Origin of the sequence: Marinobacter lacisalsi (assembly GCF_042651045.1) — a bacterium.
GTDB classification, from domain to species: Bacteria; Pseudomonadota; Gammaproteobacteria; order Pseudomonadales; family Oleiphilaceae; genus Marinobacter; species Marinobacter lacisalsi.
Genome location: NZ_JBHSDI010000004.1, coordinates 1 through 21,588, shown reverse-complemented (window position 1 = coordinate 21,588; position 21,588 = coordinate 1). Strand labels below are relative to the sequence as shown.

Sequence of the window (21,588 nt, the reverse complement as noted above, 5' to 3'; positions counted from 1 at the left end):
TTTAAAGCCCAGGTTGTAATCACGCTGCGTGCGCTTCTTCCGGGTGGGAGTATCGTTGCCCATCTGCTCATTCTCCAGATGACAACGTATTTCAGGACGGGACACAGCACGCTAAAAAGGCAGCCTTCGGGCTGCCTTTTTTGTTGCGCGGTGGTTTTATGCAGACAGGGGGCAGCGGGTCACCCCAGGTAATGCCGGGCAATAGCCAGCACCAGCACCAGCGCCATCAGGGGAATAATCCAGCGTGAAATCTTGCGATCGTCAATCGCATCTCCCTTGGAGGCATGCTTCTCCAGGAAAGGGACAATAATAAACAGGGCCGCGAACAGCACAACCAGAATAATGAACAGTGTTGTCATTGGGTAACCCGTACCGGTGCTTTTCCCTCAGCCTACTCAGGTGCCCGCCCGCAGGCAAGCGCCTGCTAGACCTCATTCAGACGCGCCACTGCATCCCGGGATGCCAGATCACGCTGCTCACCCTTCAGTTCCCTCAGGTGGCCATGTTTCATTTCCAGCAACCGATCCGCCCTTTCGAAGTAATGGTCATCGTGACTGATGGCAAACACCGTGACCCCGATGTCGTGAAGGTTGCCCAGCAACTCCTGGTAGAAAGTGCGCCGGAACTGTGGGTCCTGGTCCGCGGCCCATTCGTCGAGTAACAGGAAGCCCCTCTGCTCGGCGACTGCCAGCAGCATGGCCAGGCGCTTGCGCTGCCCCTGGGACAGTTTCGGGTTGGTCACCCGGCTGCCGTCAAACAGCAGCTTGCCTTTCATCTGCAGTCGCCGTAGCCAGGTGTCCACCAGTTCCGGCTCGGGTTCGCTGCCATTCGGCCCGAGCAGCCGGTCAAACAGGTGAAAGTCGGTAAACACGGTGGAAAATCGCTGCCGGAATTGCTGCCAGTCGTCCTCGGTCTGCAGCGGCTTACCGTCCACCAGAACCTCACCCTGGCGCGGACGATAGAGCCCGGTCAGCAGCCTCGCCAGGGTTGACTTGCCACTGCCATTACCGCCGATCAGGAACACCAGTTCGCCACGCCGCAACGTCAGGTCGACGGGCCCCACGGCGAAACCCCTGCCGTCGGCGTCGGGGTATTGGTAGGTCACGTTCCGCAGTTCAATGGTTTGCCAGTCCGGGGATGGAGGCCCTTCCCCAAATCCGGGCTGGTATTCCGCCAGGTTCAGGGATTCCAGTTTTCGGAAAGCCACCTGGGCATTAAGCAGCGTTGGCAGGGCGCCCACCGCCTGGATAAGCGGCGTACGCAGGAACAGCAGTGTCAGTGAATAGGTGGCTGCCACGTTGGTGTTCGCCCAGCCAAGGCCATTCGCCAGGAAAAAGGCGACACCGATGGCCCCCAGCATCATGATATTGGACCAGTTGACCGCCGACAGGTGAAAGGTGTCAGAGCGGATAATGTGGCCGCGGTAGGTGCGGGAATGGCTGTCGTAATCACCCTCAAAAAGGGCCCGGGCGCGACTGCGGTTCAGGGCCAGTTCCTTATGACCATCAATGAACGCTTCGTAGTCCCGGTACAGGGCATCCTCGGTCTCCCGAACCCTTGCCAGGTGACGATACACCTTCTGCACCAGGAGCCAGCCCACCACCATGGTAAATACCACCCACAGGGCCGTTACCGCCAGCATGCCCGGCGACAGCCAGGCCAGATAGAGTGTCGCCCCGATGGTTATGACCACGCCCTGCACCAGCTCGGGGAGGCGAACAAAGGCAATGGTGACGTTGCGGACATCGGCGGAGAGGCTCGCCAGTACACCGGCGCTGCCAATGCGCTCCAGGGTCTCGGTGTCGGTATCCAGAATCCGTTTGATCAGCCGGGCGCGGAGGTCGTAGACAAAATGATGGCCGAGGGTGGTCAACGCCAGCTGCGCCCCCAGGGTCACAACCAGCAGCAGAAGCACCAGCCCCAGGAATTGCGGCAGCACCTGCCAGGGCGCTGCCGACGTTTCGATCAGTTGCTGATTGATGAAGGCAATCACACCAATACCGACCACGGCGCTGGCCATACTCAGGAGCAGAATGATCGAAAAAGAGGTTCGGTATTGGCGATAGACGATGGCCAGAAGTTCCATCGGGGCTCCAGAGGTAGTGGCTCGATACAGAAAGCTAATGTATAATGCGAATCAATCTATTTTCGCGTACTACCACCCTGCATGCAAACGGAGCTGCATCTTTTTCAGGCCTTCCACCTGCCTGAAGCACCGGTGCGGCGCAGTTCCCGAGGTCCGTTCTTCGCCCGATGTTGCCCTCAGCCTCCCGATTCCCGATGACCATGCCGCCGGTTGTTGCCGTGCTGATAGCCGGTTGCCTGACAGTCGCCAGCCTGAGTATCAATGCGTTTGCCGGTGCACCCGCCACACCGTCGGAGAGTCAGCCCCGCATTGCCACCGTGGACTGGACGCTCACCGAAACCCTGTTGTCACTGGACGTGGTGCCTGTGGCTGTTGCCCAGACAACGGAATACCACACGTGGGTGGGGAAGCCGGCGTTACCGGAAACCGTCGTCGACCTGGGCCTGCGCGCCCAACCCAACAGAGAGCTTGCGGCCTCACTGGATCTTGACCTGTTCCTGCTGACACCTCAGTTCAGTGCCCTCGGGCCCACCCTGTCACAAATCGCCCCTGTCACTACCCTGCCCATCTACGGGCCAGACAGTGATCTGTGGCAGAACCTGGTGGCAACCACCCGCCAGCTTGCCGGGATAGCCGGAGTCCCGGCCCGGGCTGAACAGGTCATCGACCACCACCGCCGGCAAATTGAGCAGGTGCGCAACCGCCTGCCATTAGCCATGCCGCCGATGCTGGCCATCCAGTTTATCGACAACCGGCATGTGCGGGTCTACGGCAATGGCAGCCTCTACGATATGGTGATGGACCGGCTCGGGCTGGAGAACGCCTGGCGGGGCGGCACCAATTCCTGGGGCTACGCTACGGTGGGCATCGAGGACCTGACCACCGGCGAGTATCTGATTGTGGTGGACCCGATGCCCATGGGCGTTGCCGGGCAACTCGCCAACAACCGGCTCTGGCAGAGACTCCCCGCGGTACGCGCCAATCGCGTTTTCCACCTGCCGGCCGTGTGGAGCTTCGGCGGCCTGCCATCGGCAACCCGCTTTGCCGAAGGGCTCGGTGCCGCGCTGGGGGAATTCCGGTCTGGCCGTAAGGCGACTGCCCCATGAGCAGGCTTGCCCTTCCCGTCTCCCCCGCTGTGATCTGCGGCCCCCTGGCTCTGGCCTGTGGCTGGCTGGGTTATTTGCTGTTGCAACAGACCCTGGCGCCGACCTCCGTGTCATTCGTTCAAGGGTTCTGGTCAGGGTCACTGCCACCGCAGGCTGAAATGGCCATGGCTGTTGTCTGGTACAGCATGCTGCCCCGCATCACCCTGGCGGTGATGGTAGGCGCGGCGCTCGGGCTGGCCGGGGTATTGATGCAACAGGTACTTCGTAACCCCATCGCCTCCCCCTCCACCCTGGGGGTCGCCAGCGGCGCGCAACTCGGGCTACTGATGGCCACACTCCATGCCCCGGGCCTGCTGGCTTTCGGTGGTGAATGGCCCGCACTGGCGGGCGGGACCGCCTCGCTACTGCTGGTGGTCGCCCTGTCATGGCGCCGTCGGCTGGCGCCGGTGGCCGTCGTACTGGCCGGGCTGGTCGTGAATCTCTACCTGGGTGCACTGAGCACGGTCCTGATCCTGTTCAACCAGGAGGAGTTCCCGGGGCTGCTGGTGTGGGCCGCCGGTTCCCTTGCCCAGAATAACTGGGATGGGGTGCGACAACTGCTACCAGGGCTGATGATTACCGCTGTCCTGGCGGGGCTGATGGCCAGGCCTTTACGCCTGCTGGAACTGGACGAAGCCAATGCCCGCAGCCTGGGGGCCTCGGTCCGGCAGCTAAGACTTCTGGGGTTGGGACTGGCCGTTTTTATAACAGCCTCGGCGGTCAGCCAGGTCGGCATTGTCGGGTTTGTAGGGCTGGCGGCGCCGGCTATCGCCAGATTAATGGGTGCCCGCAGCCTGCCCCAAAGGCTGGTCTGGGCACCCCTGCTCGGCGCCTTGTTACTGCTGACCACTGATCTGGTGTTGCTGCAGTTGTCCGGGCAGCTGCCCACAATGATTCCCACCGGCGCCATGACCGGACTTCTGGGCGCCCCCTTGCTGCTGTGGCTGATCCCCCGCCTGGCGTTGAAGGGCGGGCCGGCAACACCATCGGTGGCCGCCCGCCACAGCAAGCCAGTCCGAAACCCGATATTGCTTGGCCGGTTGCTGCTGCTGATGCTTGCTGCCCTGGCCATGGCCCTGTTTGTCAGCCAGTCCCCCGGGGGCTGGGTAGTGGATGGGCCGGAACACTGGCCGGCCATCCTGCAATGGCGACTGCCCCGGGTAATCGCCGCCCTGGGAGCCGGTATCCTGCTGGCCCTCGCGGGTACCGCTATCCAGCGGATAACCGGCAACCCCATGGCCAGCCCTGAAGTACTGGGCATCAGCGCCGGCACCGCCATCGGTCTGATCATAACGATTACCCTGATCGCTGGCGTCTCGTTGCCTGTGCTTGTGCTGGCAGGCTCCGCGAGCGCCTTCGCGACGCTGATGGTGCTGGTCCTGCTGAATCGCCGCAGCGGCTTCCAGCCGGAGCGACTGTTACTGACCGGCATCGCCATCACGGCACTGTTCGACCCATTGCGGAACATTATCCTGGCCAACGGTGACCCGAGGGTGCAGCAGATGATTGCCTGGATGTCCGGCTCAACCTACTACGTGGACGCCTTTACGGGAATGATCACCATGGCGTTTGCCGCTGCCATGCTCACCCTGACGCCGCTGGTGGCACGCTGGCTGGACATGCTGCCACTGGGCCAGGATACCGCCCGGGCCCTGGGTGTGGGGGTTAACAGGGCACGGTTACTGCTTCTGGCACTGGTCGCCCTGCTCACCGCCTTTGCCACCCTTATTGTGGGCCCCCTGAGTTTCGCCGGTCTGCTGGCCCCCCACCTGGCCCGGATGCTGGGCCTGTCACGAGCCCTCCCGCACCTGATGGGCGCAGCGCTGATCGGGGCCACGCTGTTGGTTGCGGCGGATTGGGTTGGCAGGCAGATCCTGTTTCCCCAGGAAATTCCGGCCGGCCTTGTTTCCGCATTGCTCGGTGGCGCCTATTTCATGTGGAGCCTGCGCAGGCACTGAACGCCCTTGCAGGCCCTGCCGCCGGGAACCCGTCTCTTTTCCCGGCACGTTGACCACCCCAGGGGCTTTCGGCACTATGCCGCCTCGGCCAGGGGTAACCTATCCGCAAGGACATGCTGTATTTTTCTGGCTTTCCTCTTTCGAAATGCCCCCGGGTTGGCACCCCGGATGCATGTCACGCTGACAGAGCGGCCACCGACCAGCCTTCACCGTCGCCAGGGTGACAAGCGCGGTTATATTGCCATCTGTTAAGTGGGCGAACGACCTGCCCAGACGATACTCTTGTTCTGGTGTTTAACCGCCGTGAAGCAATGACGGCGTATTCTTGAAGTTGCAGGCGCGGAATCCGCCTGCCTACTCATACTCAGAGACAGTTAAAACGGACTTACCTTGTCGACCAGAGCCGATCGTACTTTCTCGAACCAGCATCTTGAAGGGAACCTCAAGGACCATTCTGTGCGCAGTGTCGGGTTCACTGTGTCAGCACAGGGGCTGAAGCTTCTCTTTCAGGTGATTTCTATCACCGTTCTGGCCCGGCTGCTGCAGCCCGAGGATTTTGGCCTGGTGGCCATGGTTACCATTTTTACCGGCCTTGCCCTCGCATTCATGGAAGGTGGCCTGTCCATGGCCACGATCCAACGCCAGCACATCACCCACGAGCAGGTTTCCAACCTGTTCTGGACGAACGTGGGCCTGGGCCTTCTGCTAGGCCTGATCTACATTGCCGCATCACCGCTGGTGGCCTGGGTGTATGGCGAGGACCGCCTGATAGAAATCATGTGTGCCCTGAGCCTGTTCTTTCTGATTGGCGGCCTGTCTGTACAACACGAGGCCATCCTCAAGCGGCAGATGAATTTCAGGGCCATTGCCGTCATTGAGGTCGTGTCCAACCTGACCAGCATCTGTGTTGCCATTGCCATGGCGTGGTACGGGTTCGGTTACTGGTCGCTCGTAGGCCAGCAGATCGCCTCCATTACCATGATGAGCAGTTTGCGATGGCTGGCAGCCCGCTGGGTGCCTGGTCGCATCAACCGCGGCTCTGGCGTCCGCTCCCTGCTGGGCTTTGGCATGAATCTGACCGGTGCCAACTTCATGGGCTATTTTGCCGTCAATGTCACCCCTTTCACCATCGGTCTGGTGGGAGGCGCCCAGCCCCTGGGCCTTTACGAACGCACCTTCAAGCTGACGTCCATTCCATCCAGTCAGCTACTGCCGCCCGTGTTCAATGTCTTTCAGTCAGCCCTGGCGAGGGTCGCAAACGATGCCCCGCGCCTGCGCACCGCCATCATTTCACTGGCAAGCAAGATTGTGCTGACCACCACCTTTGTGTCGCTTTACATGGTGGTTACCGCGGACCTTCTGGTGACTGTATTGCTGGGAAAGGGCTGGGAGGAAGCCGTGATCATCTTCCAGTTACTCGCCACCTTCTCGGTGGTCACACCGATCACTACCTTCACAGCCATTTCGCTGGTCGCCATTGGTGAATCCAGGGCGCTGCTGAAATGGAAGACCGTCACCTTCTTCATCATGCTGGCTGCCGTTGGCATAGGATCCATCTGGGGCGTCATCGGCATTGTGGTGGCACACGCCATCTCTGGCGTCTTCATCCGCATGCCCCTGTTCCTGCTTTACTCTACCCGATTTCTTCCGATTACTATCTTTGACCACATGCGGGCGCTGGTTCCCGGCCTCCTTATCGGTTTTGCCACGGGCCTGATGCTTTATGCATTACGCATGATGTACGAGCCGCAGAATCCCCTCATCGCATTGCTTCTGTTCGGTGCAGTGGGTGCTGCTCTCTACATGGTCCTGTCGTTATCTGTCAGACGAACCCGGATGGATATTGCCGAACTTCTCGGCTATGTCCAGACGATATGGATGCGAAAATCCGGAGCCGGTAAATCAACATGAATGTCGTGCACAGGGAGGTGAACATGAGAATCGCCATCCTCACACAACCGCTTGGGCATAACTATGGAGGCCTCCTCCAGGCGTTTGCCCTGCAGAAATACCTGAAGGATCAGGGCCACCATGTGGAAACCCTGGACCGGCGGGCACCCGGAAAGCCCCTGCAGGCCGCCAGGGACTATTGCATCAACACCGCCAAATTCCTGCTGGGTCGGATCGGCACCGTTCCAACCAGAAGCAAACAGGCCATGATGTATCAGGAGCTGGAGGCATTCCGGGACCGTAACCTGAGCCTGTCCCCGAGGATCACGTCGGAACAGGCACTGCGGGACTACTATCGACAGCGACCCTTCGATGCGTTTGTGGTGGGCAGCGACCAGGTGTGGCGGCCCCGGTATTCCCCCAGCCTGGCGAACTATTTCCTGGATTTTCTCGACGATATTGACCGCCCTGCCCGACGGCTGAGCTATGCGGCCTCGTTCGGCGTTGACGAATGGGAGTTTACCCCGGAAGCAACAGCCCGTTGCCGTGGCCTGCTGGAGCGGTTTGATGCAGTATCTGTGCGCGAACAACCCGGCGTAGACCTTTGCCAGCAGCACCTGGGCTGCTCCGCACAGTGCATCCCCGACCCGACCTTCCTGCTCGACCGTGAGGATTACGAGGCCGTGATCGACAGCAAGCCCGGGCCTGATAACGAAGGCAGGATTCTGACCTACGTGCTGGATACCCAGCCATCGAAACAACAGATCGTGCACAGCGTGGTGGACGGTCTCGGCACGAACAGCTTCACCATCAAACCCCGGAAATCGCTCATGGAAGTGCGCAGGTCCAATTTTGACGAGTGCCGCTACCCGGGGGTCGGGGCCTGGTTGCAGGGGTTTCGGGACGCGAGCTTCGTTGTCACTGATTCGTTCCACGGCACGGTGTTCGCCATTCTGTTCAACAAGCCGTTCATCTCCGTAGGCAACCGCACCCGGGGGCTGTCCCGTTTTCATTCGCTACTCTCACGATTCGGGCTGCAGGATCGTCTGGTGGAACACGCCGACGAAATAACACCGGCACTGCTGAAAGCCGACATTGACTGGGAGACCGTCAATCGCATCCGGCAATCGCAACAGGCCCTTGGCCGACAGTTCCTCAGTGATAACCTGAAGGAGACAACGCCGTGACCCAAGTCGCCGCTTCCATTATCGTGCCGGTGTTCAACGGGGAGCAGACCCTCGAACGGTCGGTGAACAGCCTTCTGGACCAGACCCTGAAACCCCTTGAAATCGTTCTGGTCAACGACGCCTCCAGTGACGGCACCGGCGATCTGATTGACCGGCTGGCCGGGAAACACCCACAGATCATGGCCATCCACAATGACCGGAATCAGGGGGTTCACGAGACTCGCCTGAACGGCCTGCGAGCCGCCACGGCACCCTGGATCGGCTTTCTGGATGCCGACGATATTGCCCGCCCCGGGATGTTCGAGAAAATGCAGGCTGCCGGCGAGCAGCAGCAGGCGGACATTGTGGTCTGTGGTGCCTACCGGGTGACGGGCGACCGTAAGGTCATCAGCCCGAAACTCAGGTTCCGCCATAATGCCACCGTCACCAGCGACATTCTTCAACGCTTCTGCCAGTTCCGCTTTGGTACCGGCATGCTGTGGAACAAGCTGTTCCGGCGTGAGGTGATCATGCCCTACGCGGAACTGCATTTTCCCTGGCGGCAGAATATCAACGAGGATCTGATCCTGAATATCGGGTGCTTCAAGGACGCCGGTACGGTGCACCTGATGAAAGACATGCTATATGAGTATGTGTTCCGGGAGAGCAGTGTCAGTTCTTCAGGCAGTGTGGAAAAAGCCTGCCTGCAGACACTGAGAGCCTACGCCATTGCCGTCAGCCTGTTTCGCCACTGTGGCGATGAGGTTCTGGCGGAGATTACCAATATGTACCGCCAGCAGCTGTCCTGGCCGCCCTATCAACTGGCAGATACCCGGTCGATGTCGTCTTACGGACCTGAGATTACGGAAGCGGTGGAGCTGATCCTCCGTTGCTATCCGGCCGGCCTTGGGGGGCTCATCACCACGCCTCCCCGAGGAACGATGTCGCTGGGAAGGGTCGCCAGGGCGCTATCAAGGAGAATTCTGGGAGAGGCCGTCTAGTTACCGCGCCAACCGGTAGAACAGAGAGTGTGGCCGCCCCGGAACAAGGACCATCCCGCGAAGACCCGCTGCAAGGCCGGGCCCGGGAACGATCGTATAAAAAGGACCATCATATGATAACGGTCAACCTGACAACCACCTGCCAACGGCTGCCCCTGTGCAAGATCACCCTGATGTCACTGTGCCTGCAATCGAGACAGCCCGATGAAATCCGCCTCTGGGTGTCAACCGAACCCTACCTGCGCGATGGTGGCATCCGGGACAAGGAACAGCTGGGGCATTACTTCAACGACCTGCCCGCCGAATGGCAACGACGGATCAGGCTATGCTGGGTCGCCAACACCGGCCCTTACCGCAAGCTGATCCCCGCGTTGCGGGAGGCTGGCCCGGACGACCTGTTGATCACGGCCGACGATGACATCGCCTACGGCAAACACTGGCTGGCCACCCTGCTCCAGGCCTACGAACCCGGCAGCAATATGGCCGTCGCCGGGCGGGTGAGGCAGAAACGCTACAATGCGTTTGGCCGGACCATGTCCTATATGAACTGGGACATTCTGGCCGATTCATCGATGATCTCGGAGGGCTATATCATCACCTTCGGCGGTGGCGCCGTGCTGTCCCGCGCCCTGTTCCGGGAACAGGACATCCTTGATAATGCCTTTCTCGAAGTGGCCCCGACCGCCGATGACTTGTGGTATTCCAAACTGTTGCTGCGTAACGATGTCCGTGTCCGGGTCGTACCCGAGGTGATGCGGGAGCTCAACTTCATTGAGCACGGTGACGGTCTGGTCAATCATAACCACCCCGGGCAGGCGGCCCTGCTGCGGAAAATCACCATGCGGTTATGGGAGTGGACGGCCGGATACATGGGCGTACCCGTGTGCGGCAACGACCGGGCTTATCAGCAGGTGGAGCAGTACTTCAGGAAACTGGCGGACCGCCGGATTGCCCCGGGCCAGACGGCCTGAGCAGCTGGTGGTCTAGTGTCCCGGATGGACCTTTCTGCCTGCGCTTATCCGGAAACGTCCTGACCTGCGCCACCAGCGCGCATCTTGCTCCACAGGTTGTAGGTGTTCACCACGGCTTCCAGTTGCCTGTCATTGCGCCCCTCCTCGCAATTGAGCTTCTGCAGGGAGTTATCCATATCGTTCAGGCGGATGGTGACGTGATCCTCATAACCCAGGCAGCGCACCGGCACACCCGATTGCAGGGCAACCGCCCAGAACCAGATGTCGTCTGCGGTGGGCGCGAGTGTAGTCGCGGCATCAATATCCATCAGCATGCCGTGGTCCATCACCCCGGGTGGATACAGAATTCCGCCAACACCGGTGAGCAGCGTCCGGTCGGGGGGTGAGCGCTCAGTGGCCAGCTCCCACTCCATATAGGGTCTGAATGCTGTGTTACCTGACAGTGATACCTCCCGCCCCCGGAATCCGATAACCGTACCGGGATACTGGGCCGACTTCCCGACCAGCCTCTCCAGCCGCCAGGGCTCATAGATAATGTCATCGTCAAAGGTCACGATAGTGCTGTGCGGGTAGTTTTCGCGGACGGGGAGCAGCTTCTTGTAACTGCGGGTATTGTCCTGCACCCACAGGACTTCGAGCCCCCGCTCGATCTGGCGCTCAACAGAGCGGGGCAGCCTGCGCCCGGGGAACTCCGGTTCCGCCAGCACAAGCACGACTTTCGAGGGCGTGTAGGTCTGCTGGAAGATCGACTCGATGGTAATCCATACATCGTCAATCCGGGCGGGAAAAGAGGTCAGGCTGACCACAAGGTTATGGGCTTCATTGCCATGGAAGGGCCTGAACCGGGCCAGTCCCAGCTTCAGCACGCGATACCGGACCCTGAGGTACCGGTAGGTCCGATAACAGGCCCTGTAGATAAGATTCCGTTTGGCCATGCCAGCTCCTGAAACAAGACAATCTCATTCGGCATGGGTACGTCTGTGATCCCACTCCCTGGCCCGGGGCCAGTCAGTTGGAAAGGATGCAAACTCCGGGCCTGGGAGCCAGCCCGGTGGGGAACTCCGGACCATGCGCCAAAACAGCGCTTTTCGTGGCACAGACACAAAAAGGGGAGCAGGATTGGTGCGTCAGAGGCGCTGAAAACCGGGAACCAGCCGCAGACACCGTTTGACGGCGCCCTTGATACGCCACAGGTACCGCGTCATCCAGGAATGGCTGTGCTTCTTGTACTCACGGTACACCGGACGCATGGCTTTCAGGTAGGTATCAAGGTCCCTGTCTTTCAAGGCGCCGATGAATGCATGATGGGACAGATCCCTGAGCCTCACCCTCAGCCTTTGTCGTTTCTGTTCATAACGGGGTTTCAGGTGTTTTGAGGGCGATATTCGCTTGGGCGGCACCCATCGCCCTTCACGTTGCTCCCGGTACAGCCTGTAGGCGATAGAGATCCTGCGATGGCGAAGGCCTGCATCCTGAGACTGAATCGCCTGTGCGACGGATATGTCATCCAGTTCCAGCCGCTGTTCCTGGCGCGCGTTATCGACAAGTGCCTGTATATCCGGGTGTCGCGTGACGATGATGTTGGTGCCCTTGCTGTCCTCTACGTACCCGGGCAGCCAGGCATCGCCCACGACAATGTCAGCGGTTTCCGCAAAGACATCATCACAGAAGTCGCACGCCTTGTATTTGAACGCGCCGGCACCCCAGTCGGTGCCAAACAGCTCGTTGGTCGGAACGACTTCCTGCCGATCCGCACTGCCAGCAGAGGTACTGTAGCGATTGGCCGGTGCTGAAGGGTTCTTGACACGGAAATCGATGGTCTCGAGCCGGGAGGGCTCAATACCCATCTGCCAGGCGAGGCTATCGGCGTAGCGGGTGCTCTTGAGGTGACCACACACCAGCCCGGCGCAATAACGGATCCGTTCCGCAAGAACCGGGTCCTGACGCTGGAGCAGCCGGACGCTTTTGATAAAGCACGGCAATCCCACAATGGCGTACCGCCCGGGCGTCTCACGAACCTCACGCAGAACTTCCGACAACTCGACCGGATAATACCGCGACTTGCCACCGGCCTGGGTTTCGCCGGTGGAACGACTGACCGTGTACGCAAACAGCATGCTGCCGTCTTCACGGCCCTCGGCACCGGGACGCACGTTAATCACATGATCGACATAACCCTGGTCCAGCAATTCGTTGAGGATCCAGGTTCCCATGCCCCCTGAACTGCCCCGGTCCCGGAACGCCCCTTCCGCCACGTAACCAGCGTAGGTGCCCTGGTAGTAGCCAACCTGGGAATCGTAGTCGCAGCTCTCATCAAACAGGTCCTTGCCGATCTGATCCTCGGACGGGGCACCCGAGCCAAACGGGCAGACCTTCTCAATATCAACCGACGCCCTGGCGAAGACTCTGTCGCTGGCCAGAACCGCCTCATATTGCCCGTAGTCGTTCAGGTTCATGGTGAACGGGCTTTCCTCCGGCACGGCGCAGGCACCACAACCTACACAATAGCCATTGGAAATAACGGTGTCGTTAAGCGCCTGATAGTCGTTAGCGTTGCTCACTGAGATCTCGCCTTCCTTTGCATTGGTATCCGAATTGGCCCGGGAACGTCCAGAAGCCCTGCGCGATCTGGCATTTGCGGCCATCCCGGGGTCAGCCCCGACAGCACAAAGTCTTGTCACGGCCCTGCCTTCAAGCCCGGACGGGTGACACCAAGCGATCAACCTGCGCCATCCCCCCGTGGTTCAGACCGCTAGTTTAGGAGCACCAGCGCCACACACAAAGCCCGCCGGAGGCTACAGGTACTGAATCGAGATGACGCCTCCTGGCGACACCAGAAGGCCACCGTTAACCATTCTGCGATGGAACCGATCTATCGCCAAGTGACACAACGTTCACTCATATGTCATATCACGCCAGCATCATGATGTTTCCTTCTTTCAACCGAATCAAAAGGATGTACGACGTGAAACTCAACAAACTGATGCAGGCCATGCTGCTCTCAGCGCCTCTGATCCTGGTTGGCTGTAACAGCGACAATGACGATTCATCCGGCTCCGGTAACAATGACACAGTGGCATCGAGCTTTGTTCGCGTTGCCACACTGCCCGTATGCGTGCAGATCGATGCAGAGTGCGATACCGACACCGAGACCGCTGCGGAAATCGTCGATGTCTCGGACGATGGTCAGACCCTGATCTACACCGACAGCCCCCGCGGCGTGGTCGGATTCGTGGACATCAGCAGCCCGGAAAATCCTGCCCCACTGGGCACCCTGAGCCTGGGCGGTGAGCCAACCGCAGTAGCGGTTCGGGGTCAGTATGCACTGGTGGGGGTTAACACGTCGGCCAGTTTCACCAATCCCTCCGGGGAACTGGCAGTCGTCGATATCGCCAGCCGTTCCGTTGTGACCACACTGGATCTTGGCGGCCAGCCCGATTCCGTCGCTGTCAGCCCGGACGAGGCGTTCGCCGCTATCGCCATAGAGAACGAGCGCGATGAAGATCTCGATGATGGCCGGATAGATCTCACTCCCCAGGCCCCGGCCGGCTATCTGGTGGTTGTTGATACCAGCGATGCAGACCCGGCCAACTGGCCCACCCGGGACGTCGACATGACCGGACTTGCGAGCGTCGCACCCACGGACCCTGAACCCGAGTACGTGGACATCAACAGCAACAACATCGCCGTTGTAACCCTGCAGGAAAATAACCACCTGGTTCTGGTGGACCTGGCCACAGCGACCGTTACCGATCACTTCAGCGCGGGTGATGTCAGCCTGGTTCAGGTGGACACCGCCGAGGAAGACATCATTTCCCAGACCGACTCCCTGGCCAACGTCGTACGCGAGCCGGATGGCGTGACCTGGATCGACAACAGCCATTTCGTCACCGCGGACGAAGGCGACATGAATGGTGGCAGCCGCGGTTTCACCATCTTCAACACCGGCGGCGATGTGGTTTACACCTCCGGCAACCAGCTGGAACACCTCACCGCCCGCCTGGGTCACTACCCGGAAGGCCGGTCGGAAAACAAAGGTAATGAGCCGGAAAACGCGGAGTTTGGCCAGTACGGTGACGCGCCGCTACTGTTCGTCAATTCCGAGCGCTCCAGCCTCGTGGCCGTCTATGATGTGAGCGACCCGCAGTCGCCCCGGTTCCTGCAGGTGCTGCCGGCGGCGGCCGGACCGGAGGGTGTCAAGGCAATCCCTTCCGGCAACCTGCTGGTGGTGGCCAGTGAGGAAGATGATCGCGGCACCTTCCGGGGCGCAGTGAATGTTTATGCCTACGCCGAACAGGCAAGCACCTACCCGGCTATCGAATCCGCCGACCGCAATGACGGCACCCCGATCCCGTTTGCCGCGCTGTCCGGTCTTGCGGCGGATTTGTCCGATGCCAACCGGCTCTGGAGCATTGAGGACAGTGCCTTCCGGGCCAGCCGCATTTTCGGCCTGGATATCAGTACCACGCCTGCGAGCCTTGACCGGGAACTCCGCATCACTGACAGCAACGGCGTGCTGGCAGCCCTGCCGACTTCCGGTCCCACGGCTGATGACAGTGCCTTCGATGACACGGACCTCGCCGCCCTGATCAATGACGACGATACCGTCAACCTTGACCCGGAAGGCATTGCGGTTTCTACCAGCGGCGGTTTCTGGATAGCCTCGGAAGGCAGTGGCACCGTGGGTGACGGCGATCGACCGGTGGAATCCCTGAACATGGTGGTGAAAACGGATGCCCAGGGAGTGATCACCGACGTTGTGACCCTGCCCGACAGCCTCAACAATGTACAGCTGCGCTTCGGCTTCGAGGGTGTGGCCGAGTACAACGGCAAGCTCTATGTGGCTTTCCAGCGCGCCTGGAACAGCGAGGCCAACCCGCGCATCGGCATCTACGATCTGACTGCCGAAAGCTGGTCATTTGTATTCTACCCGCTGGACACCGTGGAAAGCCGGAATGGCGGCTGGGTCGGGCTGTCTGATCTCACCTCACTGGGCGATGGCAGCTTCCTGGTACTGGAGCGGGACAACCAGTTCGGACCGGACGCGGCCATCAAGCGGATTTATCAGATCGATCTGGCCGACGCCGACGCTGACAGCACCGTCAGCAAGACCCTGAAGCGGGACCTGATCCCGGATCTGACGGCCACCGGAGGCCTGGTGCCAGAAAAGGTGGAAGGCCTGGCGGTCACCGCCAACGGCGATGTGTGGGTCAACAACGACAACGATGGCGTTGATGACAACAGCGGAGAGAATCAGTTGCTCCACATCGGCAACACGTCTGATTTATAAACGAAGTCGGAAGGGCCCTGCCCCATCCTGGCCGACCGATTATCGAACGGTCGGCCTACACCCCCGACATCGAACGCCGAACTGACTCAGTCATCATCGCTGAATGCGGACCGGTGGAATTCCGCAGCCTCTTCCGCCTCCTTCACACCGGTTTCCCGCAGCTCCGGCACCTCTTCCCCGGCAAGGGTTTCCAGCACCGCGTGGACGCCACAGGCAAGAGACGTCAGGTTGTACCCCCCTTCCAGCACCAGCGCGAGCCGGCCATTGCAATGTGTATCGGCGATATCCTGGATGATGCGGGTAATCACCCTGAAACCGTCGTAGGTCAGGTTCAGGGCCATGTCATTGTGGTGGGGGTCGAACCCGGCGGAGACCAGCACCAGGTCCGGCTTGAAGTACTCGGCGGCCGGCACCAGTATGTCGCGGTACACTTTTTCAAACGCGATGTCCCCGGCCGACTCCGGCAGGGGCACATTGATAGTGTAGCCCTCGCCGAATCCCGCACCGACATCTTCCAGGTGACCAGAACCCGGGTAAAACGGTGCGGCGCAATGGGTGTCAAAGAACAGGACATCCGGATCTGCCCAGAAAATATCCTGGGTGCCATTGCCATGGTGCGCATCCCAGTCGACGATCAGGACCCGTTCGCAGCCCAGCTTTGCCTGGGCATGGGCTGCGGCAACGGCCACGTTATTCAGCAAGCAGAAGCCCCGTGCCCGCACCGGCTCTGCGTGATGACCGGGCGGGCGCACCAGCGCAAACGCACTCTGGCAGTCACCGCTAACCACGCTCTCAACGGCGGCAATGGCATTGCCAGCGGCGGCCAGGGCGGCGTTGATACTGTCGGGGGACACGGCGGTGGTGTCAGAATCCAGCCAGGCACTCTTGCCTGACAGCGAGAGCACATGATCCAGGTAGGAGGTGGTATGCACCCGGGCGAGCTGGTTATAGGTCGCGCTGGTCCCCGCCTTGAACTGGACCCCGGACACGGGGTGTTGCTCCAGGTGCTTCATGATGGCGGTCAGGCGGCCGGGGTGCTCCGGGTAACTCCACTTGAAGTTCAGCCCCTGCAGGATCGCGCTGACGCGCTTCTCTACACGGCTGGGCATAAAAGGCAGATCCACCTCCGGGTTGTGGCCCGGCATCATCTCATCAAAAAACACATTCACGGTCCGATCGCCTAGCACTCCAGCCTCCTTCTCGCCCTTAACGTTTGATACCCCGAGTGTCCCGTCTGGTTAATTCGCTGACCTACTGCGTGACGCTGAGTCTCCTGGCCAAGGCGCCAGTCCGAAGGTGTGGTGGTTCCACATCAAGGGCTGGCAACACCGGCCAGGAGGCTCAGCGTCGCGCCCTTCGGGAGCCACTGAGAGCCTTGACAGCTGCGTTGCGCTGCCTCGATTTGGAACCACCAAACCTTCGCCACCGCGCCTTGCTCTCAAGGCTCTCAGTGGCTCAGTAGGTCAGCGAATTAACCAGACGGGACACTAGTGTGCCTTAACACAAGTTCCTCGACTGTCAGAGCCCGCCATGCCCCGCAGGCCAAGGCGCGACTCGCCGATAAGGGTGGTTCCCTTTTCAAGAGGCGCAACACCGGCCTGAGGGGCATGGCGGGCTCCCGCAGGGCGCGCCTGTGTGAACGTTGGACTGCGTTCCACTCGCTTGAATTGGCCCACCAGTCCTGCGCTCGTGCGCCTTGCCCAACGTTCACACAGGCGCGCTGACAATCGAGGAACTTGTGTTAAGGCACACTAGCCATCAGGGCCGGCCTGCCAGGGCTTTCTGCACCGTGCTGGTGAATGCCGCCGCGCGCACGCCTGTGGTTTTAAAGCCCAGTCGGGTCCAGGCCGCCCGCGCTTCCCTGTTCGTCGCCGAGTACTCAAGCACCAGCTCACTGGCGCCGTGGCTCTCCGCGAACGCTACCAGCCCCCGCAGCAAGTCCGGGAAAATCCCCAACTTGCGGAACTCCGGCTCCACCCAGACATCATCAATAAACCCGGTTCTGTATTGCACATGGCTGGTCTGTTCCCAGATACCCTGGTCGAGAGAAATGTAGATATACCCCATACCCACCAGCCCGACCTGGGGTACCTCGGCCACCATTATCTGTTTATTGCCGTCGGTCAGGGACGACCGTAATACGGCAAGAAGACGGTCACGTTCGTCACTCGTGAGGCGATGGTGGGGCGCGCCCGCCACGTGAAGGGCCAGCTTGGCGAGAAATTCCACCAGCACGGTCAGGTCATCCTCAACGGCCTCCCTGACCCGATACCTGTTTGCAGACGTTTTCTTGCTGGCCATTCCAGGGCTCCGGCCGATCGACAGTTAACCCACACTACCTGCTTTCCGTCACAAAAGCCTTCATAGCATCTGTTTTACTATGGCCTGTTTCGCTTGGTATTCAAGCACATCTCCCCGATGTAACTCACGGATGGTGCGTCAGGGCCCCGCAAGGATTGCGCGTCGCAGGGCTGTTTCCGGTGACTGGCCTGGCGATACATGGGCCGGTGGCCAGGCCTGTCAGGGGCTGAAGAAGGGTTGCGCAGCGCCGCCCGGCACAGCCGCGCTGGCCTGGTCTACCGCTATCTGATACTGCCAGAAGGCGATCGCAACGCCGGCATAGTTGATCAGATTCTCCAATGCTGATGGACTCGGAACAGATGGGTGGTTCCTCAACTGGGGGCTGATCTCACCTCGCGGGTCAGCCTCAGCCACGCCTACTCGCCGCGCGCGGCCTCCGGCTCGCGAATCGCGGGGCAGCAGTTGATCGGGCGAAGCTCGATGCCCCAGCCCAGTTCCTCGCCCATGCGCGCTGCCGGGTGCAGGGAGGCGAGCTTCACTGCTGCGTCAAAGTCCGGCGCTTCGATGATCACCACGCCGCCCACGACTTCCTTGGTTTCCGCGAATGGCCCGTCGGTAACCGTCAGTTTGCCATCCTTGAGACGCATCGACTTCGAGCTCCAGTCCAGGCTCCCGGCCCATGTAACCTCGCCCGCCGCCTGCATCTCGGCGTCGAAACGCCCGCATTTCTCTCCAACCTCGGCCAGCTCGTCTTTGCTCATCTGGTTGAATCTGTCTTCGTTTCCGTAGGCCAACAGCATGTATTTCATGGCGTTTCTCCCGATCGTTGTTTCATCAAAAACCTTTGACAGGCTCATCGGGTAGTCGCCTGGGCACCGCGGTTTTCGACAATCGTGCGGTTATTTTCGATGCAGTAAAATGGCTTAAATGCCGTATTCCCGCTCCACCTTCGCAATCCGTACCCGAAAACTGGAATACCATTGCTGATGGCCAAGCCGCTGGGCCTCCTGATGCTCCGCGTTCTGCTTCCAGTTGCGGATGGCCTCCAGGCTTTCCCAGTAGGACACCGTAATGCCCAGGTTTTCCCGGGCGGATTCAATACCGAGGAAACCTGGTTGCTGGGCTGCTAATTCAACCATTCGCTCAGCCATTTCGGCATAGCCGTTGTCACCGTCTGTGCGGTGGCTGCTGAAAATGACGGCATAGTAGGAGGGCTTGGGGGTGTTGGCGATCTCTGACATAGAGTGCTCCGGGTAACATTCTGGAATAGCTTTTATGCTTCAGGAGGCTGATAGATCTGAATGAGGTTCCCGCAGGTATCGGAGAAAACTGCAATCCATACTGGCCCCGCCTGCATTGGCTCAGTCGTAAACTCGACGCCTTTGGCTCTCAGGCTTTGAAATTCCGCTTTGACATCGTCAACCTCGAAGGCCGTTAGCGGAATACCTTGCCCGAACAGCGCTTCCTGATATTTCTTCGCTGCCGGATTGGCATTAGGTTCTAGCGTCAACTCCGTTTCCCCACCTTCAGGCGACCTTACTGTTAGCCAACGAAACTCACCAACTGGCACATCCTGGCTTACGACAAAGCCGAGGACCTCCGTGTAAAAGGTGAGTGCCTTCGATTGATTATCGACGAGAACACTATTCAGCTTGATCCGCATTTTTGATACCTCAAATCGTCAAAGCAATTAGCCTAACTGGTCCTTAACGGAAGTACTTCTCGAAAATTGCGATCTGGCCCACGCACCCACCATGAGTGACATACATCCAGGGGTAATGTGCGATTGGCCATGCCCGGGGAGTGCAATCGACGGATAAAGCCGTTGGCGACAGTCCGAAGGAGGTTCACCAAAATGTCGCGAAAATAGCCAACTGAAGCTACCGAGACTCGAAAATCCGACCGACATGCAAATGTCCGTAACTGAGTCCTCACTAAGGGCAAGCAGTTCTTTGGCCCTCTCCAGCCTGATACGAGTTCGGAACTGATGCGGAGTCTCCCCAAAAACCGCCGTGAAACGCCGAATAAAGTGGCCAAGTGAGAGGCTGGCGTCCTGGGCAATAAGAGAGAGCGGGGGAGATGGTTCTTCGATCTCAGCAAGCCGTTGCCTTGCTCGGTGGAGTCGAATCAACATGCTTTGCGTAATCATCGTACTTTACCCTCTACTCCTCTATGGTCGCAGCGAGTACCGTCCAGACATTATGACGCCCCCGCCCTTTAACAGCCGGGGGATGGAGCTCTGAGAAGCGGGCCTGGACTGGTGCAAGCCTGTTGACGTGGGTAGTCCTATCAACGTGGAGCACAGCCGGCGACCGCAGGCCACGTACTGATGCGACTCGTTAAGTTGCATTGCCAGATTGTTGCTCCGGGACCAGTAGATTTGCGTCCCGAAATAAAAGCCAGCGGCCATCCCTCTTTGTAAGCACGGTGAGAGTATTTCCTGCTCGAACCATTTCAGGGGAACCTTCGACTTTTACTTTGACGGTCAAGTGACTCAACATAAACGCCCACTCACCTGAAACCGTAATCTCCAGCACTTCACTCTCGCCATCTATTTCCATAGATGCCGCGTCTTGGGATTTTGAAGCCGACGCGAAGGCTTCTTTTCCGAAAGGAGGCTGACCGGGAACAATAAAAGTAGCATCGTCCGCCATCAGGCCGAGCACTGTTTCGGAATCCCCTTCTTTTGTTGCTTTCATCCACTTTGCAACAAGCTCCCGTATTTCGTCTTCGTCACTACTCATACGAGTTCCTCCTTTGCCACTTAACGAGGCTGTAGAAAAACCCGCTTGGGGGATCTTCCTACCGCCTGCCTGCTGAATTTTTTGAACTGCCTGTCATCGGAACGGTTCCCCAAATTCCGGCGCATGGGACGCCGTTTCGGCTCCAGAAGGCTGCGAAGGCCGGTATCAAAGGCTTTCGGAAGGCCCTTTATCGGCCCTTTTCCCCAACATCATGCCGCCAACTGCCCGTAGTTCGACAACTTCCCGATATTATGCACCAGGCAGTATAACTGCCACTGGTCCTGTACTTTCTTCTTGCCCCGCAAGCTGAAGCGACTCAGCCGTCTGGTGGTGCCGATGTTGCCGAACACCGGTTCCACCACCGACATGCGGTGGCTGTAGATCTCTTTGCCCTGCTGGCTGTCTACAGGCCTTGGCATCGATGACGACCTGGTGTTTCCTGTCCACCGTGGCCACACCGTTATAGCCCTGGATCGTGCCCTTGCTGCTGCCTGACCCACGGGCATGGGGGGAACGCAGGTTTTGCAGGAGCAAAACACCTGTGATCTTCGCGCTTTCGTTATCGGTGATGTTGCTCTTCACTTCCTTGTTCCGCTTCCCCCGGCCCATCCTTGGGCGGTTCGTCTTTAGGAAGCGGTCCACTTTCTTCAGCGATTCATCCAGTGAGAGGATGGTCTTTGCCCGACGGATGTCCCGGTCCAGTTCGGCTTCGGTCTCCGCCTCATCCTTTTCGTAGTGTTCCTTCAAGTGGTGGCGGATCAATCGTCGCAGCTTGTCCCGCTTCTCGCCCAGTTCCTTGAAGGTACCGGACCATTCCTTGGCGGCGTTGGAGGACATCTTGCAGCCGTCGATGGCGAAGAGCTCGTTACCCAGCAGACCCTGCTCGTGGCAGACCAGCAGCACCTGCTCGAACAGTTCTTCGATCTCGTCAGCATGGCTGCTGACGAACTTTGCCAGCGTGGTGAAGTGCGGAACGGTATCGCAGGACAGGGCCTTGAAGATGATGTTGGTCTCGCAGCACCACTGCATCTCGCGG

At 59.7% G+C, this 21,588-nt stretch carries 19 protein-coding genes and 1 pseudogene; 7 read left to right on the top strand and 13 right to left on the bottom strand.

Annotated features, from left to right (window positions below):
* Positions 1 to 179: 179 nt before the first annotated feature.
* Together ACFOZ5_RS03485 and ACFOZ5_RS03480 are read right to left on the bottom strand one after the other, a co-directional pair.
* Positions 180 to 359, bottom strand: coding sequence for a hypothetical protein (locus ACFOZ5_RS03485; RefSeq protein WP_379885452.1), 180 nt, complete (start codon positions 357 to 359; stop codon positions 180 to 182).
* A 65-nt stretch (positions 360 to 424) separates the two neighbouring features.
* Positions 425 to 2,086: a multidrug ABC transporter permease/ATP-binding protein gene (locus ACFOZ5_RS03480; protein WP_379885451.1), complete on the bottom strand. Its 1,662-nt coding sequence runs from the start codon at positions 2,084 to 2,086 to the stop codon at positions 425 to 427.
* A 194-nt stretch (positions 2,087 to 2,280) separates the two neighbouring features.
* On the opposite strand from ACFOZ5_RS03480, the gene ACFOZ5_RS03475 reads away from it, so the two are divergent.
* From ACFOZ5_RS03475 to ACFOZ5_RS03450, 6 genes are all read left to right on the top strand, one after another.
* On the top strand, positions 2,281 to 3,192 hold the full coding sequence (locus tag ACFOZ5_RS03475; RefSeq protein WP_379885450.1) for an iron-siderophore ABC transporter substrate-binding protein: 912 nt from the start codon (positions 2,281 to 2,283) through the stop codon (positions 3,190 to 3,192).
* Positions 3,189 to 5,189 (top strand): Fe(3+)-hydroxamate ABC transporter permease FhuB, encoded by a 2,001-nt coding sequence (fhuB, locus tag ACFOZ5_RS03470; protein WP_379885449.1) that lies wholly within the window; start codon positions 3,189 to 3,191, stop codon positions 5,187 to 5,189. Before ACFOZ5_RS03475 ends, fhuB begins: the two co-directional genes overlap by 4 nt.
* 390 nt (positions 5,190 to 5,579) lie before the next feature.
* Positions 5,580 to 7,100 carry a lipopolysaccharide biosynthesis protein gene (locus ACFOZ5_RS03465; RefSeq protein ID WP_379885448.1) on the top strand — a complete coding sequence of 507 codons (1,521 nt, stop codon included), beginning with the start codon at positions 5,580 to 5,582 and terminating at the stop codon, positions 7,098 to 7,100.
* A 23-nt stretch (positions 7,101 to 7,123) separates the two neighbouring features.
* Positions 7,124 to 8,266, top strand: a complete 1,143-nt coding sequence (locus ACFOZ5_RS03460) for a polysaccharide pyruvyl transferase family protein (protein WP_379885447.1) — start codon at positions 7,124 to 7,126, stop codon at positions 8,264 to 8,266.
* The gene (locus tag ACFOZ5_RS03455; RefSeq protein ID WP_379885446.1) at positions 8,263 to 9,246 is read left to right on the top strand and encodes a glycosyltransferase family 2 protein; all 984 of its coding nucleotides are present in this window, start codon (positions 8,263 to 8,265) and stop codon (positions 9,244 to 9,246) included. The genes ACFOZ5_RS03460 and ACFOZ5_RS03455 overlap by 4 nt, the downstream gene beginning before the upstream one ends.
* 113 nt (positions 9,247 to 9,359) lie before the next feature.
* Positions 9,360 to 10,217 (top strand): hypothetical protein, encoded by an 858-nt coding sequence (locus tag ACFOZ5_RS03450; protein WP_379885445.1) that lies wholly within the window; start codon positions 9,360 to 9,362, stop codon positions 10,215 to 10,217.
* Between the two features lie 44 nt (positions 10,218 to 10,261).
* Here the strand turns inward: ACFOZ5_RS03450 and ACFOZ5_RS03445 are convergent, their stop codons facing one another.
* Positions 10,262 to 11,152: a hypothetical protein gene (locus ACFOZ5_RS03445; protein WP_379885444.1), complete on the bottom strand. Its 891-nt coding sequence runs from the start codon at positions 11,150 to 11,152 to the stop codon at positions 10,262 to 10,264.
* 192 nt (positions 11,153 to 11,344) lie between these two features.
* Complete coding sequence (locus ACFOZ5_RS03440; protein ID WP_379885443.1) at positions 11,345 to 12,778, bottom strand: Coenzyme F420 hydrogenase/dehydrogenase, beta subunit C-terminal domain; 1,434 nt, start codon at positions 12,776 to 12,778, stop codon at positions 11,345 to 11,347.
* Positions 12,779 to 13,182: 404 nt separating this feature from the next.
* On the opposite strand from ACFOZ5_RS03440, the gene ACFOZ5_RS03435 reads away from it, so the two are divergent.
* The gene (locus tag ACFOZ5_RS03435; protein WP_379885442.1) at positions 13,183 to 15,507 is read left to right on the top strand and encodes an esterase-like activity of phytase family protein; all 2,325 of its coding nucleotides are present in this window, start codon (positions 13,183 to 13,185) and stop codon (positions 15,505 to 15,507) included.
* Between the two features lie 86 nt (positions 15,508 to 15,593).
* Here the strand turns inward: ACFOZ5_RS03435 and ACFOZ5_RS03430 are convergent, their stop codons facing one another.
* The 9 genes and pseudogenes from ACFOZ5_RS03430 to ACFOZ5_RS03390 form a co-directional block, all read right to left on the bottom strand.
* Entirely contained in the window at positions 15,594 to 16,694 is a 1,101-nt protein-coding gene (locus tag ACFOZ5_RS03430) for a histone deacetylase family protein (RefSeq protein ID WP_379885441.1), read from the bottom strand.
* 571 nt (positions 16,695 to 17,265) lie between these two features.
* Positions 17,266 to 17,808 (bottom strand): GNAT family N-acetyltransferase, encoded by a 543-nt coding sequence (locus ACFOZ5_RS03425; RefSeq protein ID WP_379885440.1) that lies wholly within the window; start codon positions 17,806 to 17,808, stop codon positions 17,266 to 17,268.
* A gap of 416 nt (positions 17,809 to 18,224) precedes the next feature.
* Positions 18,225 to 18,665: a YciI family protein gene (locus ACFOZ5_RS03420; RefSeq protein WP_379885439.1), complete on the bottom strand. Its 441-nt coding sequence runs from the start codon at positions 18,663 to 18,665 to the stop codon at positions 18,225 to 18,227.
* 66 nt (positions 18,666 to 18,731) lie between these two features.
* Positions 18,732 to 19,049, bottom strand: a complete 318-nt coding sequence (locus tag ACFOZ5_RS03415) for an antibiotic biosynthesis monooxygenase family protein (protein WP_379885438.1) — start codon at positions 19,047 to 19,049, stop codon at positions 18,732 to 18,734.
* 32 nt (positions 19,050 to 19,081) lie between these two features.
* Complete coding sequence (locus ACFOZ5_RS03410; RefSeq protein WP_379885437.1) at positions 19,082 to 19,471, bottom strand: VOC family protein; 390 nt, start codon at positions 19,469 to 19,471, stop codon at positions 19,082 to 19,084.
* Positions 19,472 to 19,498: 27 nt separating this feature from the next.
* Positions 19,499 to 19,942: a helix-turn-helix domain-containing protein gene (locus ACFOZ5_RS03405; protein WP_379885454.1), complete on the bottom strand. Its 444-nt coding sequence runs from the start codon at positions 19,940 to 19,942 to the stop codon at positions 19,499 to 19,501.
* A gap of 205 nt (positions 19,943 to 20,147) precedes the next feature.
* Positions 20,148 to 20,552 carry a YybH family protein gene (locus ACFOZ5_RS03400; RefSeq protein WP_379885436.1) on the bottom strand — a complete coding sequence of 135 codons (405 nt, stop codon included), beginning with the start codon at positions 20,550 to 20,552 and terminating at the stop codon, positions 20,148 to 20,150.
* A 209-nt stretch (positions 20,553 to 20,761) separates the two neighbouring features.
* Positions 20,762 to 21,058, bottom strand: coding sequence for a transposase (locus ACFOZ5_RS03395; protein WP_379885453.1), 297 nt, complete (start codon positions 21,056 to 21,058; stop codon positions 20,762 to 20,764).
* Positions 21,059 to 21,512: 454 nt separating this feature from the next.
* Positions 21,513 to 21,581: pseudogene (locus ACFOZ5_RS03390) on the bottom strand (hypothetical protein); the annotation flags it as partial.
* Positions 21,582 to 21,588: the final 7 nt, after the last annotated feature.

Bases quoted from the DNA above. Each gene is read 5' to 3' on its own strand.
- ACFOZ5_RS03405 (WP_379885454.1), bottom strand. From the start codon at position 19,942: ATGTTGATTCGACTCCACCGAGCAAGGCAACGGCTTGCTGAGATCGAA.
- ACFOZ5_RS03460 (WP_379885447.1), top strand. From the start codon at position 7,124: ATGAGAATCGCCATCCTCACACAACCGCTTGGGCATAACTATGGAGGC.
- ACFOZ5_RS03480 (WP_379885451.1), bottom strand. From the start codon at position 2,086: ATGGAACTTCTGGCCATCGTCTATCGCCAATACCGAACCTCTTTTTCG.
- ACFOZ5_RS03420 (WP_379885439.1), bottom strand. From the start codon at position 18,665: ATGAGCCTGTCAAAGGTTTTTGATGAAACAACGATCGGGAGAAACGCC.
- fhuB (WP_379885449.1), top strand. From the start codon at position 3,189: ATGAGCAGGCTTGCCCTTCCCGTCTCCCCCGCTGTGATCTGCGGCCCC.
- ACFOZ5_RS03475 (WP_379885450.1), top strand. From the start codon at position 2,281: ATGACCATGCCGCCGGTTGTTGCCGTGCTGATAGCCGGTTGCCTGACA.
- ACFOZ5_RS03450 (WP_379885445.1), top strand. From the start codon at position 9,360: ATGATAACGGTCAACCTGACAACCACCTGCCAACGGCTGCCCCTGTGC.
- ACFOZ5_RS03400 (WP_379885436.1), bottom strand. From the start codon at position 20,552: ATGAGTAGTGACGAAGACGAAATACGGGAGCTTGTTGCAAAGTGGATG.
- ACFOZ5_RS03485 (WP_379885452.1), bottom strand. From the start codon at position 359: ATGACAACACTGTTCATTATTCTGGTTGTGCTGTTCGCGGCCCTGTTT.
- ACFOZ5_RS03410 (WP_379885437.1), bottom strand. From the start codon at position 19,471: ATGCGGATCAAGCTGAATAGTGTTCTCGTCGATAATCAATCGAAGGCA.
- ACFOZ5_RS03425 (WP_379885440.1), bottom strand. From the start codon at position 17,808: ATGGCCAGCAAGAAAACGTCTGCAAACAGGTATCGGGTCAGGGAGGCC.
- ACFOZ5_RS03415 (WP_379885438.1), bottom strand. From the start codon at position 19,049: ATGTCAGAGATCGCCAACACCCCCAAGCCCTCCTACTATGCCGTCATT.
- ACFOZ5_RS03395 (WP_379885453.1), bottom strand. From the start codon at position 21,058: ATGCCCGTGGGTCAGGCAGCAGCAAGGGCACGATCCAGGGCTATAACG.
- ACFOZ5_RS03445 (WP_379885444.1), bottom strand. From the start codon at position 11,152: ATGGCCAAACGGAATCTTATCTACAGGGCCTGTTATCGGACCTACCGG.